The sequence below is a fragment of the Mesorhizobium sp. WSM4814 genome (assembly GCF_055811595.1).
The window spans coordinates 36001-52100 of sequence record NZ_JBVVQT010000026.1 but is presented as its reverse complement, the minus strand read 5'-3'; the positions used below and the strand labels follow the sequence as shown (position 1 = coordinate 52100).

Genomic DNA, 16100 nt, shown 5'->3' with positions numbered 1-16100 from the left:
AGGCCGGCAAGGCCGCACCGATGGACCGTCTTTGGGCCGAGAACGACGATTCGCGGCTGACCGGCGATCCCGCGCTGGTCGTCGATGTCGACGGTTTCGAGGGCCCGCTCGATCTTCTGCTGCATCTTGCCCGCAACCAGAAGGTCGATCTGTCGCGCATCTCGATCCTGGCGCTGGCCGAGCAATATCTGGCCTTCGTCGAAAAGGTGAGGGCGCTCAGGCTGGAGCTTGCCGCCGACTATCTGGTGATGGCGGCGTGGCTGGCGTTTCTCAAGTCGAAGCTCTTGATCCCCAAGCAACCCGGCGACGACGGTGAAAGCGGCGAGGAACTGGCGGCGGTGCTGCAATTCCGGTTGAAGCGGCTGGAAGCGATGCGTGACGCGGCGGCACGCCTGGTCAATCGCAATCGGCTCGGGCGCGACGTGTTCGCCCGCGGCATGCCGGAAATGGTCATCGTCGAGAAACGCAACGCCTATTCGGCCTCGCTCTACGATCTGCTGACCGCCTATGCGGCGCAACGCCAGAAGCAGGCGATCACCAATGTGACGATCGCCAGGCGCGGTGTGTGGTCGCTCAAGGATGCGCGCGACATCCTGAACAGGCTGATCGGCACGCTTGCCGACTGGACGGCGCTGGACCGTTTCCTGGTCGAATATCTGACCGACCCGGACGAGCGGCGTACCGCGATTGCCAGTTCGTTTGCGGCGACGCTGGAACTGGTGCGCGAAGGCAAAATGGAAATGCGGCAGGACGAAGTGTTCGCGCCGCTCTATCTGCGCGGTCGTGCGCAAGGCATCAGGGCAGTTGAGGTGGCATCATGAGCGAGCGCACCAACGCTTCGGTCATTCCGTTCAAGGTCGACGACGAGACCGAAGACGGCGTGCTCGCCGAGGTGCCGGCAGAAAGTCAGGCCCAGAACTTGTCCCAGAATCCCGGCGAGCGGCTGCATATGGCAGAGGCCGTGCGCATGGCCGAGGCGATCGTTTTCGCCAGCGCCGAACCGGTCAGCGAAAGGCAGCTTGCCGGGCGCCTGCCCGACGGCATCAATATTGCCGCGGCGATGGCTGAACTGCAGCAGATTTATGCGCGGCGCGGCGTCAATCTGGTGCGCGTTGGCGATGCCTGGGCGTTCCGCACCGCCGGCGATCTCGCTTTCCTGATGAGCCGCGACACGGTGCAGCAGAAGAAGCTGTCCCGTGCGGCGCTCGAAGTGCTGGCGATCATCGCCTACCACCAGCCGGTGACGCGCGCCGAGATCGAGGATATCAGAGGCGTCGAGACCTCGAAGGGCACGCTGGACACGCTGATGGAGACCGAATGGGTGAAGATGCGCGGCCGGCGCCGCACGCCCGGCCGTCCCGTTACCTACGGCACCACCGACATCTTCCTCGACCATTTCGCGTTGGAGGAGATCCGCGATCTCCCAGGCATGGAGGAATTGAAGGGTGCCGGGCTGCTTTCGGGCCGCATGCCGTCGAATTTTTCCATTCCGATGCCGCCGGCCGACCCGGACGTGCTGACCGATGACGAGGATCCGCTGACCGACATCGACCTTGAGGAACTTGGCCTGTTGACGCCGCGCGTCGAGGAAGATTGACCGCAAGCGACGTGCCGAAAGCGATGGTATTTAGCGGCTGCGCCGATAGGTAGCGGGCTGAGGCGCCGAAACTGCGTGACTTCGGCCACTCATTTATAAACTCTGTCGCGGTTGTGTTTGAATCCCGGCGCGAAAGCGCATAGATCATCGTCAGAGAAAACTTTCGAGAGAGATTGTTATGGGTTCATTTTCGATTTGGCATTGGCTGATCGTGCTGGTGATCGTGCTGCTGGTGTTCGGTCGCGGCAAGATTCCCGAGCTGATGGGTGACATGGCCAAGGGTATCAAGAGCTTCAAGAAGGGCATCGCCGACGACGAGGTTGCCGAGGACAAGCGCACCGTCGAGCACCGTGCCGACGAAACCGTTTCGGCAGCGAAGGAAAAGGCCAGCAAGAGCTGAGCCCAAAACTTTAGTCGGAACGTATCGCCATGTTCGACATCGGCTGGACCGAGATGCTGGTGATCGCGATCGTCATGATCGTGGTCGTCGGGCCCAAGGATTTGCCCAAGATGCTGCGCACTTTTGGCCGCACGACGGCGAAGATGCGCGGCATGGCCGCCGACTTCCAGAAACAGTTCAACGATGCGCTGAAGGAGGCCGAGCTTGACGACGTCAAGAAGTCGGTCGATTCACTCAGAAGCCTCAACCCGGCCGCCGAGATCAGGAAACAGCTCAACCCGTTCGAGCAGGCGGCGGCCGACGTCCGTTCAGGCGTCGACGCGGTGATGAAGCCGAAGCCGGCCGCAGACCCGGTCGCGCCGGCTGCTTCGACGCCGCAGGATACCGCGCTGAACAATGGCGCGACGGTGCTGCCGGGCGTCGATGCCCCGGACGCGGCGCCGGCGGCGCCGACCTTTCCGGCGATGACCGATGGTTCGGTGACCCCGCCTGTCGCGACGGCGGCGCCGGCCGCATCGCCAAAGGCCTCGGCGGCGAAGACGGAGGCCGCGCCAGCGAAAGCGATGCCGGCCTCCAAGGCCGCAGCGAAGCCAGCGGCAAAACCTGCTGTGACAAAGACCGCGGCTAAAAAGGCCGAGCCGAAGCCCGCAGCAGCAACGGTGAAGAAGCCGGCCGCAGCCGCCAAAAAGACGGCGGGAGCCGCCAAGTGAGCATTTCGGAAAAGGACGAGATCGACAAGTCGGCGGCTCCGCTGATGGAGCATCTGATCGAGTTGCGCCGGCGGCTGATGTGGTCGATCGGCGGGTTCTTCGTCGCCTTCCTGTTCTGCTTCTTCTTCGCCAAGCAGTTGTTCAACCTGCTGGTCATCCCGTTCAAATGGGCGACGCAATGGGCAGGGCTCGACCCGCACAAGGTCGAGCTGATCTACACGGCGCCGCAGGAATTCTTCTTCACCCAGGTCAAGCTGGCGATGTTCGGCGGCATGGTGATCGCCTTTCCGCTGATCGCCACCCAGATCTACAAATTCATCGCGCCCGGTCTCTACAAGAATGAACGCAACGCCTTCCTGCCGTTCCTGATCGCTTCGCCGATCCTGTTCCTGATGGGCGCGTCGCTGGTCTATTTCTTCTTCACGCCGATGGTGATGTGGTTCTTCCTCGCCATGCAGCAGGCCGGCACCGACGACCAGGTGCAGATTTCGCTGCTGCCGAAAGTGTCGGAATATCTCAGCCTGATCATGACGCTGATCTTCTCCTTCGGTCTGGTGTTCCAGTTGCCGGTGGTGACCAGCCTGATGACGCGGGTGGGCATGCTGTCGTCCGAGGCGCTGGTCGAAAAGCGCAAATGGGCAATCGTCATCGCCTTCGTCGTCGCGGCTATTCTGACGCCGCCCGACCCGATAAGCCAGATCGGCCTGGCCGTTCCCACCATCCTTCTCTACGAGGTCTCGATCTGGTCGGCCCGGCTGATCGAGCGCAGCAAGGAACGGGAACGTCTGGCGCGCGAGAAGCGGGAGGCTGCGGAAGCGGCGGCCGAAAAGCCGGCGGACGCGTCGTCAACCTAGCGGCATCGCCGTTATCTTCAGGTTTGCGGGACAGCGCGGGGCGCGAGGGAACTCGATCTTCACATCTTGCATCGGTCAAGGATGCGGTTTACGCCCCCTCTAGCCTACTTGAGGACGAACAGACCATGCTTGACATCAAATGGATTCGCGACCATCCGAAGGCCCTTGTCGAGGCGCTGCAGAAGCGCTCGTGGCCGGCTGCGGAGGCGCAATCCACGGTCGATGATCTGATCGCCAGGGACGAGGCGCGGCGCGAACATCTGACCGAGCTGCAGATCAGGCAGGAGCGCCGCAACGCCGCCTCGAGAGAAATCGGCAACGCCATGCGCTCGGGCGACGCCGCCCTTGCCGAAAGACTGAAGGCCGAGGTCGGCGAGATCAAGGCCTTCATCCAGAACGGCGAGGCGCGCGAACGCGAGCTCGACAAGGCGCTGAACGACGCATTGGCGGTGCTGCCCAACGTGCCGCTCGACGACGTGCCGGTCGGCAAGGACGAGTACGACAACGTCGTCAAGCGCACCGTCGGCAAGGTGCCGGCCCGCCCGAACTGGGTGAAGGAGCATTTCGAGATCGGCGAAGCGCTCGGCATGATGGATTTCGAACGGGCGGCGAAACTGTCCGGTTCGCGGTTCACGGTGCTCAAGGGCGGACTGGCACGGATGGAGCGCGCGCTCGGCCAGTTCATGCTGGACCTGCATACGACCGAGCATGGCTACGAGGAGATCCAGCCGCCGCTGATGGTGCGCGACGAAGCTCTTTTCGGCACCGGGCAACTGCCGAAGTTCGAGGAGGATCTGTTCTTTGCCTCGCATGGGGATGGCAGGCTTGGCCTCATTCCCACCGCCGAAGTGCCGCTGACCAATCTCGTGCGCGAAGAGATCACGCCGCATGAAAAATTGCCGCTGCGCTATACCGCGCTGACGCCGTGCTTCCGTTCGGAAGCGGGCTCGGCCGGGCGCGATACGCGCGGCATGCTGCGCCAGCACCAGTTCTACAAGGTCGAACTGGTGTCGATCACCGACCAGGACACCTCGCTTGCCGAGCACGAGCGGATGACCGAATGCGCCGAGGAAGTGCTGAAGCGGCTCGGCCTGCCGTTCCGCACCGTGACGCTGTGCACCGGCGACATGGGCTTTGGCGCGCGCAAGACCTATGACATCGAGGTCTGGCTGCCGGGCCAGAACGCCTATCGCGAGATTTCGTCCTGCTCGGTCTGTGGCGATTTCCAGGCACGGCGCATGGATGCCCGCTACAAGGACAAGGACGGCAGGGGCAACCGCTTCGTCCACACGCTGAACGGTTCCGGCACCGCCGTCGGCCGCGCCCTTATTGCCGTCATCGAAAACTACCAGAACGAGGATGGCAGCGTAACCATTCCTGAAGCGCTTCGGCCTTACATGGGCGATCTGGAAAAGATCGAATCGAGATAATGCGCATCCTCCTGACCAATGATGACGGCATCCATGCCGAGGGCCTTGCATCGCTCGAACGCATCGCCCGCACGCTGTCGGACGATGTCTGGGTGGTGGCTCCGGAGCAGGATCAGTCCGGCTATGCGCATTCGCTGTCGATCTCGGAGCCGCTGCGCCTGAGAAAGATCGGCGAAAAGCACTTTGCCGTGCGCGGCACGCCGACCGACTGCGTCATCATGGGCGTAAAAAAAATCCTGCCCGCAGCACCAGACCTGATCCTGTCCGGGGTCAATTCCGGCGCCAACATCGCCGACGACGTCACCTATTCGGGCACCGTTGCCGGCGCCATGGAAGGCGCGCTGCTCGGTGTGCGCTCGATCGCGCTCAGCCAGGCTTATTCCTATGTCGGCGAGGATCGCCTCGTCCCTTACGAGACCACCGAGGCGCTGGCGCCGGCGCTGCTCAAAAAACTGGTCGCCATGCCGCTGCCGGATGGCGTGCTGCTCAACGTCAATTTTCCGAATTGCCTTCCCGAAGAGATCGCCGGCACGGTGGTCACCTCGCAAGGCAAGCTCGTCCACAGCCTGTGGGTCGACGAGCGCCGCGACGGCCGCGGGCTTCCCTATTATTGGCTGCGCTTCGGCCGCGAGCCGGTCGAGGGCAAGCAAGGCACTGATCTCCATGCCATGCGCAACCGGCTGGTGTCGGTGACGCCGCTGCAGCTCGATCTCACGGCGCATGAAATTCGCGATCAACTGACCAAGGCGCTCGCATGAACCTGAACCATGGTCCGACGGCCGATGACCGCGAAGGCTTCGCCGCTTTCCTGCTCCGTCTGCGCGGCAAGGGCGTGGTGCCGAAGGCGCTGATCGCCGCCTTCGAGGCGACGCCGCGGCGCGGCTTCCTTTCCGCACAGTTCCATCCGATCGCCTGGTCGGACCGCATGCTACCGATCGAATGCGGCGAGGCGATCGAGGGCGCCGACCTGCAGGCTGCGGTGATCGCAGCACTTGCCATCGAGCCGGGCAACCGGGTGCTCGAGATCGGCACCGGGTCGGGCTACACGGCGGCGGTGATGTCGCGGCTCGCCGCGCGCGTCGTCACAATCGATCGCTACAAGACGCTGGTCGAGCAGGCCAAACAGCGCTTCGAGGCGCTCGGCATCGGCAATGTCGTCGTGCGCCAGGCGGACGGCTCCAACGGACTGGCCAATGAAGCGCCGTTCGACCGTATCGTCGCGTGGGCGGCCTTCGACAGCCTGCCGCGCTTCCTGCTCGATCAATTGTCGAGCGGCGGCATCGTCATCGCCCCGATCGGACCCGAGGAGGGCGAGCAGGTGCTGGCCAAGCTGACCAAGGTCGGCAGCCGCTTCGAACGCGAGGACATCGGTCTCGTACGCCTGCAGCCGATCCTGCGCAGCGTGGCCGCCGTCATCTAGGATCTGTCGATATTCAGGTGATGCCCGCAACTCACCTGTCTGATCCGTCTCCGGCTTGCCTCAGCTCAGTCACGCCCGTCCAATGCAGCTTTAAATATTTTAAGAAAATTTGCGTCTGATTCTAGAGGTTTAACCGGCCGGTAACATTAACGCGCTTTAATCACGGTCAGTCTGTACCGGGTATCTGCGGGTAAATGCGATGCAATTCAGTATTTTGAAGGCAAACGGACGCAACCTGGCGCGGGGTATCGCCGTCCTGATGGTTGCGGGCACTACAGCGGGATGCAGCTCCCAGGTCTCGCGGTTCAACAGTGTCGACGACGTCTTCACGTCGTCGACAAACAACCAGCGCGCCATCATCGACAAGCAGGACGCCGCCCAGCCCTATCCCGGCGATGCCGCCGCGGTTTCGACCGCGCCGCTCGACGGCGGCCACACCCAGTCGGTAAGCCGTTCAAGCCTCGAACCGGTCACGACGCAGCAATTGCCGCCGGTCGACCAGGCGCAGCCGGCTACCGCGTCGGCGCCCGCCGCCAGTCCGGCTCGCGCCGCTTCGGCGCCAGCCGCTCCCCGGGTCGACCGGACTGCCGGAACCGTGGCAAAGCCGTTCAAAGAGTCACAGCCCGATGCCCCGCGCATGGCGACGGCGGGCGGCGAACCGCGTGCAGCCGAGATCATCGTTAGGGATGGCGAGACCATTTCCGGCCTGTCGCGGCGCTACGGCGTGCCCGCCGACGCCCTGATGAAGGTCAATGGGCTAAGCGCGACCAACGGGCTGAAGACCGGCCAGAAGATCGTCATCCCGGCCTATGCCTATTCGGGCAAGAAACCGGCCCCGAAGCTTGCCGACGCCAAGCCTGCGAACGACACCAAGCACGATGTGCCGGTCAAGGCGCCGGAGATGGTCGCCGTGCTGCCGCAACAGCCCAAGCTCAAGGAGGGCAAATCCGCCGCGCAGGTGGATGCATCGGCCGCGGCAAGCCAGCCGAAGGACGCCGCACCCAAGGCGGCTGGTGCCGGTGGCTCCTACACTGTGCAGCAGGGCGATACGCTGTCGGCCATCGCCAGGAAGACCGGCGTCGGCGTGGTTGCGTTGAAGCAGGCGAACGGCATGCAGGAGGGTCTGCTCAAGATCGGCCAGACATTGAAGGTGCCGACCGGCGGAACCGCGACAGTTGCCAACGCCAAGCCGGCAAAGGTCGATCCGGTAACAACTGCCACCACCCCGCCTGCGGCGAAGACAACGCCGTCGGAAACGCTCGCCGCCTACACGCCGCCGAAGAAGGAAAAGGTCATCCAGCAGGCCGAGGACGACGACGCGGTCGCGCCGAACGCCACCGGTATCGGCAAGATGCGCTGGCCGGTGCGCGGCCGCGTGATCTCCAGTTTCGGCGGCGGCAAGGATGGTGTCGACATCGCCGTGCCGGAAGGAACGCCAGTCAAGGCGGCCGAGAACGGCGTCGTCATCTATGCCGGCGATGGCCTCAAGGAATTCGGCAATACGGTGCTGGTGCGCCACGAGAACGGTTTGGTCACAGTCTATGGTCACGCCCGTTCGATAGAGGTCCAGCGCGGCCAGAAGGTCAAGCGCGGCCAGGAGATCGCGCAGTCCGGCATGAGCGGCACCACCGACTCGCCGAAACTGCATTTCGAAGTGCGCAAGAATTCGGCGCCGGTCGATCCTTCGACCTATCTTGAATAAAGAAAGTCGATCCTTCGACCTATCTTGAATAGAACAAGAAAAGCGATTGCGGGCCGCCTGACCTCCAGTCCGGCCCGCCGGCTCAGCCCGCTCCGCAAGGGGCGGGCTTTTTCAGGGCTTTTCCGGACCATGATCTTGTCCGAAAACCGGGCTCCACTTTTTGCTACGCTGACCTTCGGTTCGGGATCATGGTCTAATCCTGGAGCGACTTGCCGAGCCGGCCTGCCAGATCCTGGGTGTACTGCCAGGCGACGCGGCCCGAACGGCTGCCGCGCGTCGTCGCCCATTCCAGCGCCTCGGCGCGCAGCGTCTCGGGATCGATGGCAAGTCCGTGATGGCGGACATATCCGTCGATCATGTCGAGATACTCGTCCTGCGAGCATTTGTGGAAGCCGAGCCAGAGGCCGAAACGGTCGGAGAGCGAGACTTTTTCCTCGACCGCTTCCGACGGGTTGATGGCGGTCGAGCGCTCGTTGTCGATCATGTCGCGCGGCAAAAGGTGGCGCCGGTTCGACGTGGCGTAGAAGATCACATTGACCGGGCGGCCCTCGACTCCGCCTTCGAGCGCCGCCTTCAGCGACTTGTAGGACGTGTCATCGTGGTCGAATGAGAGGTCGTCGCAAAACAGGATAAAACGGTAAGGCGCTGCCTTCAGCAGCGCCATCAGCTTCGGCAGCGTGTCGATGTCCTCGCGGTGGATCTCGATGAGCTTGAGTGGCAGGTCCAGCTTTGCCGATGCGTTGACCGCCGCATGCACGGCCTTGACCAGCGAGGATTTTCCCATGCCGCGTGCGCCCCACAACAGCACGTTGTTGGCTGCGTAACCGGAGGCGAAACGCTCGGTGTTGTCGACCAGTATGTCGCGGACCCGGTCGACGCCGCGGATCAAACCGATGTCGACGCGGTTGACCTTGCGCACCGGCTCCAGATAGCCGGGATCAGCCTGCCAGACAAAGCAGTCGGCCCCGCCGAGATCGGTTTCCGGCACCGGAGGCGGGGCGAGGCGGGCGACCGCCTCGATCAGGCGGTCGAGCTTCCTGTTCAGGGCTTCGATGGTGCTGTCGGTCATTCTTGTCTTTTGTTTTTGCATTCACGAAGCAACGGAACCTATTGATTCCGGCGGTTTCGGAACCGGCTCCAACCTTTTGTTAGGGCACGATCTTTTTCGAGAACCGCGCTCCATAATTCGGGACCATGCTCTAACACGGCTCAACCAGCCGGAAAAGCAGCTGAAATGCTCGGCCGCAGTTGCATTGGCAACTTTACCGACTATATTCCGGCCAAATTTCACGGGGCCGCCAAATTACCCGTTTGGCGGCTGTTTTTCAAAATTCAGGAGTACTTCGATGTTCGTGACACCGGCATATGCCCAAGGCGTCGGCACCTCCCCGGATATGTTCATCAGCATTTTGCCGTTTGTCCTGATTTTCGTGATCATGTATTTTCTGATCATCCGGCCGCAGCGCACGCAGTTGAAGAAGCGCGGCGAGATGCTGGCGGCGGTGCGCCGCGGCGATACGGTCGTCACTGGCGGCGGTTTCGTCGGCAAGGTGACCAAGGTCATCGATGACAACGAGCTCGAGATCGATCTCGGCGGTGGCACCAAGGTAACGGCGCTGCGCTCGACGATCGCCGATGTGCGCGTCAAAGGCGAGCCAGTGGCGAACCAGAACGCCAAGAAATAACCGATTGTCGGCGAACGATCTGCGGATACACCCAGACCGACAAACGCCATTTGCTGTATTGTCGCGCTTCAGGACGAACCTGATCTGGCTGGCCGCCGGTATCACGGGGCGCCAACGATCTCGTGATGCCATTGCGCGCTGGTCCCATGCCGGCAAGATTGACAATAGTTGAAGAAAGCCCGATGGCAGCATCAAAGTGAACTGCCTTGTGCTCGACATCAACTTTTGTGCGGACCACGGCGAGCCAGTGGCGAACCAGAGCGCCTAGAAATAACCCAATTCCAGGCGGAACGATCCGCCCGAATGCCGTGACGGACGACGCCATATGCTCTATTTCTCGCGCTTCAAGATGATCCTGATCTGGCTGGCCGTGGCCGCCACAGTGATCCTGGCTGCGCCCAATCTTTTTTCGGCAAGCACGCTCGCCAAGCTTCCCGACTGGGTTCCGAAGCGCCAGATGACGCTCGGCCTCGATCTGCAGGGCGGCTCGCATATCCTGCTCAGGATGGATCCGAACGATCTGATCAAGGATCGGCTGGAGACGACGCGCGACGAAATCAGGACGCGGCTGCGCGATGCCAAGATCGGTTATACCGGCCTTGCCGGATCAGGCCGGGCCGTGCAGGTCCGCATCACAGATCCCGGTCAGGTCGAAGCCGCCAAGACGGCGCTGAAGACATTGACCGACCCGGTGGCCGCCGGCCTGTTCAGCGGCGGCTCCGTCCAGGAAATGTCGCTGGATGATTCCGAGCCTGGCCTGCTCAAATTCGCCTTCACCGATGCCGGCATCAAATATCGCACGTCGACGGCGCTGGCGCAGTCGCTCGAAGTCGTCGAGCGCCGCGTCAACGAACTCGGCACCACCGAGCCGATCGTCCAACGCCAAGGCGACGACCGCATTCTGGTCCAGGTGCCGGGCCTGCAGGATCCGCAACGGCTGAAGGACATTCTAGGCCAGACCGCCAAGCTGACCTTCCAGATGGTCGACCAGTCGATGCCGGTGCAGGACGCGCTCAACGGTCGTCCGCCGGCCGGATCCTCGGTGTTGTATTCGCAGGATGATCCGCCGGTTCCCTATCTGATCGAGAACCGCGTCATCGTTTCTGGCGAAAATCTCGTCGATGCGCAGGCGACGTACAATTCCCAGACCAATGAGCCGGTGGTTTCGTTCACCTTCGATTCCAAGGGGGCGGCGCGTTTTGGCCAGGCCACCTCGCAGAATGTCGGCAAGCTGTTTGCCATCATCCTCGACAATCAGGTGATTTCAGCGCCGCAGATCCGCGAACCGATCCTTGGCGGCAGCGGCCAGATCTCAGGCAATTTCACCGCCGAGAGCGCCAACGACCTCGCCGTGCTGTTGCGTGCCGGCGCGCTGCCGGCGACGCTGACGGTGATCGAAGAGCGCACAGTAGGCCCTGGGCTCGGCGAGGATTCCATTCACGCCGGCAAGGTCGCCGGCGTGATCGGCTCCATCCTCGTCGTCGTGTTCATGTTCGTGGCCTATGGCTTTCTCGGGTTTATTGCCAACATCGCGCTGGCGGTGCATGTCGCGATGATCATCGGGTTGTTGTCATTGCTTGGCGCGACACTAACATTGCCCGGCATCGCCGGCATCGTGCTGACCATCGGCATGGCGGTCGATTCAAACGTTCTCATCTACGAGCGCATCCGCGAGGAGCGACGAAACGGCCGCTCGGTAATCCAGGCGATCGACACGGGCTTTTCCAAAGCGCTGGCGACCATCGTCGATTCGAACGTCACCTCGCTGATCGCGACCGTGGTGCTGTTCTGGCTCGGGACCGGCCCGGTGAAGGGCTTTGCCGTAACCTTCGCCATCGGCATTCTGACCACCGTCTTCACCGCCTTCACCTTCACCCGCCTGCTGGTGTCGATCTGGCTTCGCCGCGCCCGCCCGAAGGAATTGCCGCGCGCGCCGGTGACACTCGTCCCGCCGGGCACGCGAATTCCGTTCATGGGCATCCGCCGCTGGACATTCGCGCTGTCCAGCGTGCTGTCGATCCTGGCGGTCGTGCTGTTCATGACCGTCGACATCAATTACGGCATCGACTTCAAGGGCGGTTCGCTGATCGAGGTCCAGGCCAAGGATGGCACCGCCGATATTGCCGACATCCGCGGCAGGCTTTCGGAACTCAATATCGGCGAAGTGCAGGTGCAGCAGTTCGGCGACCCGAATGACGTCTTGATTCGCGTCGGCACGCAGGAGGGCGGCGAGAACGCCGAACAGACCGTCATCGACAAGGTGCGTGGCGAGTTGCAGGACCATTACGATTTCCGCCGCGTCGAGGTGGTGGGACCGACGGTTTCCGGCGAGCTTGCCAAGCAAGGCACCATCGCCATGGTGATCGCGCTGCTCGGAATCCTGGTCTATGTCTGGTTCCGCTTCGAATGGCAGTTCGCGGTCGGCGCCATCATCGCCACGGTCCACGATGTGGTCATGACCATCGGCTTCTTTGTCATCACCGGTCTCGAATTCAACCAATCGTCGCTTGCAGCGATACTCACCATCATCGGCTATTCGCTCAATGACACGATCGTCGTCTATGACCGTGTTCGCGAAGACTTGCGAAAATACAAGAGGATGCCGTTGCCACAATTGTTGAACAACGCCATCAACGAGACGCTGTCGCGAACGACGCTGACCTCGGTGACGACGATGCTCGCGCTGCTGGCGCTGGTGCTGTTCGGCGGCGAGGTGATCCGCTCGTTCACGCTGGCGATGCTGTTCGGCGTCGTCTTCGGAACCTATTCGTCGATTTTCATCGCCGCGCCATTGCTCATCCTGTTCAAGCTGCGGCCGGAAACCGCGACGGCCGATGTGGAGAAGCCGGTGAGCGGCGGCAAAGCCATAGCAACCTGACGGGTGGCCAACGGGATGACCAAAGGCATTGTCATCCGTGAAGCGCATTTCCCCGGCCGTGCGCCGATCGAGGCCTATGGCAATGGCGGGTTTCGTTTCGCCGACATGTCGCATCGCGGCTCGCTCCTGTGCCTGCCGTCGGGCATCTATGGCTGGGAGCCGGCTGATCCCCTGGCACTGACGGCGGCGGATTTCGCCAAGCTGCTCAACGAGGCTGACCAGGTCGAGATCCTGCTGGTCGGCGCCGGCAAGGATCTCAGGCCGTTGCCGGCAGCGCTGCGTGCTGTGTTGAAGGCGGCGGGCATTGCGGCCGATCCGATGTCGACTGGTGCTGCCGTGCGGACCTACAATGTTCTCCTGGCGGAAAACCGTGCGGTGGCCGCCGCGCTGATTGCCGTCGAGTGACGTGAGCGAAAACGCCAAAATCGTCATGGAAACGGTGCGCGCCGCCGACCATGATCGCTATGTTTGCGCGCTCTATGCGCCCGAGGACAAGCGTGACGCGCTATTTTCGCTCTATGCCTTCAATGCCGAGATATCAGGCATTCGCGACCGTATCCGCGAGGCACTGCCCGGCGAGGTGCGACTGCAATGGTGGCGCGATGTCATCGCCGCCGAGGACGCCGGGGTAGGCACAGGCCATCCCGCCGCCGACGCGTTGAAGGCGACGATTTCCGCCCATCACCTGCCGAAGCCCGCCTTCGAGAACATGCTCGAAGCCCGTATTTTCGATCTCTATGACGACCCCATGCCGTCGCGCACCGATCTGGAAGGCTATTGCGGCGAGACAGCAGCGGCGCTCATCCAGCTTGCAGCGATGGTGCTCGATCCCGTCGAAGCGCCGCGTTTCGCCGAACTTGCGGGCAGGGCAGGTTGCGCACAAGCGATGACCGGCCTTTTGCTGCTGCTGCCATTGCATCGCAAGCGTGGGCAATGCTTTGTCCCGGCCGACATTCTGGCCGCGGCAGGATCGTCGTCCGAAGAGTTCGTTGCAGGCGATGACGGGCCTGGAGCACAACGCGCCGTCGCCGCAATGATCGCGCTGGCGCAAGAACATCTTGCAGCTTTCGAAAGCGGTGCATCGTCGTTGCCGGATTCGCTCAGACCAGCATTTTTGCCGCTGGCCTTGTCGCGCGCCTATCTCGGCAAGATGGAAAGTTCTCGTCAGTCACCTCTGAACGAGGTGGCGCGGCTCTCGGCCTGGCGCCGGCATTTTCTGTTGTTGCGCCGCGCGACGCGAGGCTGGCCGGACGCCTGAAGGCTGCCAAGGATGAAGGAATCCGGAAAGCCGGAACTATCACGGCAGCCGTAGACGTCTGTCACGATGGGTCGCTCGATCCGCCATCGCGCATCAGCGCCTCATAGTCGCGACCGCCATAGAAGATGTTGACGATGCGGACGAGTTCGTCATCGACAACGTAAGCGATGATGGCAGAGTGCTCGAACGGCACTGTCCGCAATCCCGGCGCAATGTCATCGCGCGACCGGCCACCACGAGGCGCATTGCCGATGCTCTGGCAGCGTTGTTTAATCCGATCGACAAAACCATTTGCGATGCTTTCGCTGCCGCTGCTCTCAAGGATGTAGGCAGCCATCGCTTCGAGATCGGCAATAGCTTCTTCGCTAAGAGCGACGGCGAGACGCTGTATCATCATTGTCTCGCTCGCGTCGTGAAATCCGGCTCTTTACCCTGTCGATTGCTTCTTCGAGCGAAACAGCGGGCCTTGTATCCTCGATCGATGCCTTCACGCGCGCCCTGATCGACGCCATCCGCTCGGCATGCTCTTCCTCCTCGCGCTGGAAGGCACGAAGTGCTGCGCGGATCACCTCGCTCGCCGAACCAAAGGTACCATCCTCGACTTTTTCGCGGATCATGCGCGCCATGGCGGGCGTGACGGTGACGGACAGTTTCTCGGCGGGCTCCATGGAATTGCTCCCTGTGGCGAGGTAGGATAATATCCTACTCTCCGATCAACTGATCGACAAGACCGGAAAAGGCTACTCCGCTGCTTCCGCCTGCGAAGGCAGCCCTAGCCATTGCCGGCAATCATCCAACGCACGCGATGTAACAGCACGCCGCCTGGCGACGGTCTTGTCCTTGCCGCGCAGGCGTTTTCCCTCGGCTTTCGGCGCTTCCACCGGAGGGAACAAGCCGAAATTGATGTTCATCGGTTGGAATGAGCGCTTTCCCGGCTCGTCGTCGGAAACGATGTGACCGCCGGTAATATGGTTGAGCAGCGCGCCAAAGGCTGTGGTCATCGGCGGCAGCGCCGGCGCGTGGCCCAACCGCTCGGCGGCGGCAAAGCGCCCGGCAAGCAGGCCGATGGCGGCACTTTCGACATAGCCCTCGCAGCCGGTGATCTGGCCGGCGAAGCGCAGGCCGGGCCGTGATTTCAACTGCAGCGATTGGTCAAGCAACGTCGGCGAATTGATATAGGTGTTGCGGTGCAGGCCGCCGAGGCGGGCAAACTCGGCGTTTTCGAGGCCCGGGATGGTGCGGAACACGCGCACCTGCTCGGCGTGCTTCAGCTTGGTCTGGAAACCGACTATATTGTAGAGCGTGCCTAGCGCATTGTCCTGGCGAAGCTGCACGACGGCATAGGCCTTTACCGACGGATTGTGCGCATTGGTCAGCCCCATCGGCTTCATCGGCCCATGGCGCAGCGTCTCGACGCCGCGCTCGGCCATGATCTCGATCGGCAGGCAGCCGTCGAAATAGGGCGTACCTTCCCATTGCTTGAATTCGGTCTTTTGGCCGTCGACAAGCGCCTGCACGAAGGCTAGATATTGCTCCTTGTCCATCGGACAGTTGATGTAATCCTTGCCGGTGCCGCCAGGTCCGACCTTGTCGTAGCGCGACTGGAACCAGCAGATGTCCATGTCGATCGTGTCGAAATGGACGATCGGCGCGATGGCGTCGAAGAAGGCGAGCGCATCGGCCCCGGTCACTTCCGCGATCGATTGGGCGAGCCCAGGTGCGGTCAGCGGGCCGGTGGCGATGATCGCCTGGTCCCAATCCGCCGGCGGCAGGCCTGGCACTTCCTCGCGCTGGATGGTGATGAGCGGGTGCGCTTCGAGCTTTTTTGTCACCGCTCCGGAAAACCCGTCGCGGTCGACAGCCAGCGCACCGCCGGCCGGCACCTGGTGCGCGTCGCCGGCGCTCATGATCAGCGAACCGGCCAGCCGCATTTCGGCGTGCAGCAGGCCGACGGCGTTGGTCTGCGCATCGTCGGAGCGGAAGGAATTGGAACAGACGAGTTCGGCCAATCCATCCGTCTTGTGCGCATCGGTGCCGCGGATGGGACGCATTTCATGCAGCACGACGGGAACGCCGGCTTCGGCCGCCTGCCAAGCGGCTTCAGAACCGGCCAGGCCACCGCCGATGACGTGAATGGGTTTCTTGTTCATGAGCGCCGAAATAATC

18 protein-coding genes are annotated in these 16100 nt (G+C 62.5%); 13 read left to right on the top strand and 5 right to left on the bottom strand.

The window, feature by feature from the left end; translation table 11 throughout:
* The first annotated feature begins 20 nt into the window (after positions 1-20).
* The 9 genes from AC0L2V_RS27840 (at position 21) to AC0L2V_RS27800 (ending at position 8113) form a co-directional block, all read left to right on the top strand.
* The gene (locus tag AC0L2V_RS27840; RefSeq protein WP_091597197.1) at positions 21-821 is read left to right on the top strand and encodes a segregation and condensation protein A; all 801 of its coding nucleotides are present in this window, start codon (positions 21-23) and stop codon (positions 819-821) included.
* The gene (scpB, locus tag AC0L2V_RS27835) at positions 818-1597 is read left to right on the top strand and encodes an SMC-Scp complex subunit ScpB (protein WP_287229315.1); all 780 of its coding nucleotides are present in this window, start codon (positions 818-820) and stop codon (positions 1595-1597) included. The genes AC0L2V_RS27840 and scpB overlap by 4 nt, the downstream gene beginning before the upstream one ends.
* A gap of 178 nt (positions 1598-1775) precedes the next feature.
* Positions 1776-1997, top strand: a complete 222-nt coding sequence (locus AC0L2V_RS27830) for a twin-arginine translocase TatA/TatE family subunit (RefSeq protein WP_023802572.1) — start codon at positions 1776-1778, stop codon at positions 1995-1997.
* A gap of 29 nt (positions 1998-2026) precedes the next feature.
* Positions 2027-2707 (top strand): Sec-independent protein translocase protein TatB, encoded by a 681-nt coding sequence (tatB, locus tag AC0L2V_RS27825; protein WP_473521748.1) that lies wholly within the window; start codon positions 2027-2029, stop codon positions 2705-2707.
* 44 nt (positions 2708-2751) lie between these two features.
* Complete coding sequence (tatC, locus tag AC0L2V_RS27820; protein WP_051407946.1) at positions 2752-3561, top strand: twin-arginine translocase subunit TatC; 810 nt, start codon at positions 2752-2754, stop codon at positions 3559-3561.
* A gap of 125 nt (positions 3562-3686) precedes the next feature.
* Positions 3687-4991, top strand: coding sequence for a serine--tRNA ligase (gene serS / locus AC0L2V_RS27815; protein WP_473521747.1), 1305 nt, complete (start codon positions 3687-3689; stop codon positions 4989-4991).
* Positions 4991-5749 (top strand): 5'/3'-nucleotidase SurE, encoded by a 759-nt coding sequence (gene surE, locus AC0L2V_RS27810; RefSeq protein WP_027156218.1) that lies wholly within the window; start codon positions 4991-4993, stop codon positions 5747-5749. Before serS ends, surE begins: the two co-directional genes overlap by 1 nt.
* Entirely contained in the window at positions 5746-6411 is a 666-nt protein-coding gene (locus tag AC0L2V_RS27805) for a protein-L-isoaspartate(D-aspartate) O-methyltransferase (RefSeq protein ID WP_473515776.1), read from the top strand. Before surE ends, AC0L2V_RS27805 begins: the two co-directional genes overlap by 4 nt.
* A gap of 199 nt (positions 6412-6610) precedes the next feature.
* The gene (locus tag AC0L2V_RS27800) at positions 6611-8113 is read left to right on the top strand and encodes a peptidoglycan DD-metalloendopeptidase family protein (RefSeq protein ID WP_473521746.1); all 1503 of its coding nucleotides are present in this window, start codon (positions 6611-6613) and stop codon (positions 8111-8113) included.
* A 193-nt stretch (positions 8114-8306) separates the two neighbouring features.
* On the opposite strand, the gene AC0L2V_RS27795 is transcribed toward AC0L2V_RS27800, so the two are convergent.
* Positions 8307-9182, bottom strand: a complete 876-nt coding sequence (locus tag AC0L2V_RS27795) for an ATP-binding protein (RefSeq protein WP_473521745.1) — start codon at positions 9180-9182, stop codon at positions 8307-8309.
* Positions 9183-9459: 277 nt separating this feature from the next.
* Between AC0L2V_RS27795 and yajC the strand changes: the two genes are divergently transcribed.
* Entirely contained in the window at positions 9460-9798 is a 339-nt protein-coding gene (gene yajC, locus AC0L2V_RS27790) for a preprotein translocase subunit YajC (protein WP_023802565.1), read from the top strand.
* Here yajC and AC0L2V_RS27785 read toward each other — a convergent pair.
* Positions 9758-10123: a hypothetical protein gene (locus AC0L2V_RS27785; RefSeq protein ID WP_473521744.1), complete on the bottom strand. Its 366-nt coding sequence runs from the start codon at positions 10121-10123 to the stop codon at positions 9758-9760. The genes yajC and AC0L2V_RS27785 overlap by 41 nt on opposite strands.
* Between AC0L2V_RS27785 and secDF the strand changes: the two genes are divergently transcribed.
* The 3 genes from secDF to AC0L2V_RS27770 are packed head-to-tail and all read left to right on the top strand — an operon-like array spanning position 10124 to position 13934.
* A complete protein-coding gene (gene secDF, locus AC0L2V_RS27780) occupies positions 10124-12676 on the top strand; it encodes a protein translocase subunit SecDF (protein ID WP_473521743.1) in 2553 nt (850 codons plus the stop codon).
* Positions 12677-12691: 15 nt separating this feature from the next.
* Positions 12692-13081 (top strand): Mth938-like domain-containing protein, encoded by a 390-nt coding sequence (locus AC0L2V_RS27775; RefSeq protein ID WP_023802563.1) that lies wholly within the window; start codon positions 12692-12694, stop codon positions 13079-13081.
* 1 nt (position 13082) lies between these two features.
* On the top strand, positions 13083-13934 hold the full coding sequence (locus AC0L2V_RS27770; protein ID WP_473521742.1) for a phytoene/squalene synthase family protein: 852 nt from the start codon (positions 13083-13085) through the stop codon (positions 13932-13934).
* A gap of 61 nt (positions 13935-13995) precedes the next feature.
* Here the strand turns inward: AC0L2V_RS27770 and AC0L2V_RS27765 are convergent, their stop codons facing one another.
* From AC0L2V_RS27765 to trmFO, 3 genes are all read right to left on the bottom strand, one after another.
* The gene (locus AC0L2V_RS27765) at positions 13996-14328 is read right to left on the bottom strand and encodes a type II toxin-antitoxin system RelE/ParE family toxin (protein WP_473512703.1); all 333 of its coding nucleotides are present in this window, start codon (positions 14326-14328) and stop codon (positions 13996-13998) included.
* Positions 14300-14602: a type II toxin-antitoxin system ParD family antitoxin gene (locus AC0L2V_RS27760; RefSeq protein WP_473521741.1), complete on the bottom strand. Its 303-nt coding sequence runs from the start codon at positions 14600-14602 to the stop codon at positions 14300-14302. Before AC0L2V_RS27760 ends, AC0L2V_RS27765 begins: the two co-directional genes overlap by 29 nt.
* Before the next feature lie 72 nt (positions 14603-14674).
* The gene (gene trmFO / locus AC0L2V_RS27755; protein ID WP_473512679.1) at positions 14675-16084 is read right to left on the bottom strand and encodes a methylenetetrahydrofolate--tRNA-(uracil(54)-C(5))-methyltransferase (FADH(2)-oxidizing) TrmFO; all 1410 of its coding nucleotides are present in this window, start codon (positions 16082-16084) and stop codon (positions 14675-14677) included.
* Between the last annotated feature and the right edge of the window lie 16 nt (positions 16085-16100).

Coding starts and splice junctions, on each gene's coding strand:
- surE (WP_027156218.1), top strand. CDS start 4,991: ATGCGCATCCTCCTGACCAATGATGACGGCATCCATGCCGAGGGCCTT.
- trmFO (WP_473512679.1), bottom strand. CDS start 16,084: ATGAACAAGAAACCCATTCACGTCATCGGCGGTGGCCTGGCCGGTTCT.
- AC0L2V_RS27840 (WP_091597197.1), top strand. CDS start 21: ATGGACCGTCTTTGGGCCGAGAACGACGATTCGCGGCTGACCGGCGAT.
- AC0L2V_RS27795 (WP_473521745.1), bottom strand. CDS start 9,182: ATGACCGACAGCACCATCGAAGCCCTGAACAGGAAGCTCGACCGCCTG.
- AC0L2V_RS27805 (WP_473515776.1), top strand. CDS start 5,746: ATGAACCTGAACCATGGTCCGACGGCCGATGACCGCGAAGGCTTCGCC.
- AC0L2V_RS27830 (WP_023802572.1), top strand. CDS start 1,776: ATGGGTTCATTTTCGATTTGGCATTGGCTGATCGTGCTGGTGATCGTG.
- AC0L2V_RS27785 (WP_473521744.1), bottom strand. CDS start 10,123: ATGGCGTCGTCCGTCACGGCATTCGGGCGGATCGTTCCGCCTGGAATT.
- secDF (WP_473521743.1), top strand. CDS start 10,124: ATGCTCTATTTCTCGCGCTTCAAGATGATCCTGATCTGGCTGGCCGTG.
- AC0L2V_RS27775 (WP_023802563.1), top strand. CDS start 12,692: ATGACCAAAGGCATTGTCATCCGTGAAGCGCATTTCCCCGGCCGTGCG.
- AC0L2V_RS27800 (WP_473521746.1), top strand. CDS start 6,611: ATGCAATTCAGTATTTTGAAGGCAAACGGACGCAACCTGGCGCGGGGT.
- AC0L2V_RS27760 (WP_473521741.1), bottom strand. CDS start 14,602: ATGGAGCCCGCCGAGAAACTGTCCGTCACCGTCACGCCCGCCATGGCG.
- serS (WP_473521747.1), top strand. CDS start 3,687: ATGCTTGACATCAAATGGATTCGCGACCATCCGAAGGCCCTTGTCGAG.
- AC0L2V_RS27765 (WP_473512703.1), bottom strand. CDS start 14,328: ATGATACAGCGTCTCGCCGTCGCTCTTAGCGAAGAAGCTATTGCCGAT.
- tatC (WP_051407946.1), top strand. CDS start 2,752: ATGGAGCATCTGATCGAGTTGCGCCGGCGGCTGATGTGGTCGATCGGC.
- scpB (WP_287229315.1), top strand. CDS start 818: ATGAGCGAGCGCACCAACGCTTCGGTCATTCCGTTCAAGGTCGACGAC.
- tatB (WP_473521748.1), top strand. CDS start 2,027: ATGTTCGACATCGGCTGGACCGAGATGCTGGTGATCGCGATCGTCATG.
- yajC (WP_023802565.1), top strand. CDS start 9,460: ATGTTCGTGACACCGGCATATGCCCAAGGCGTCGGCACCTCCCCGGAT.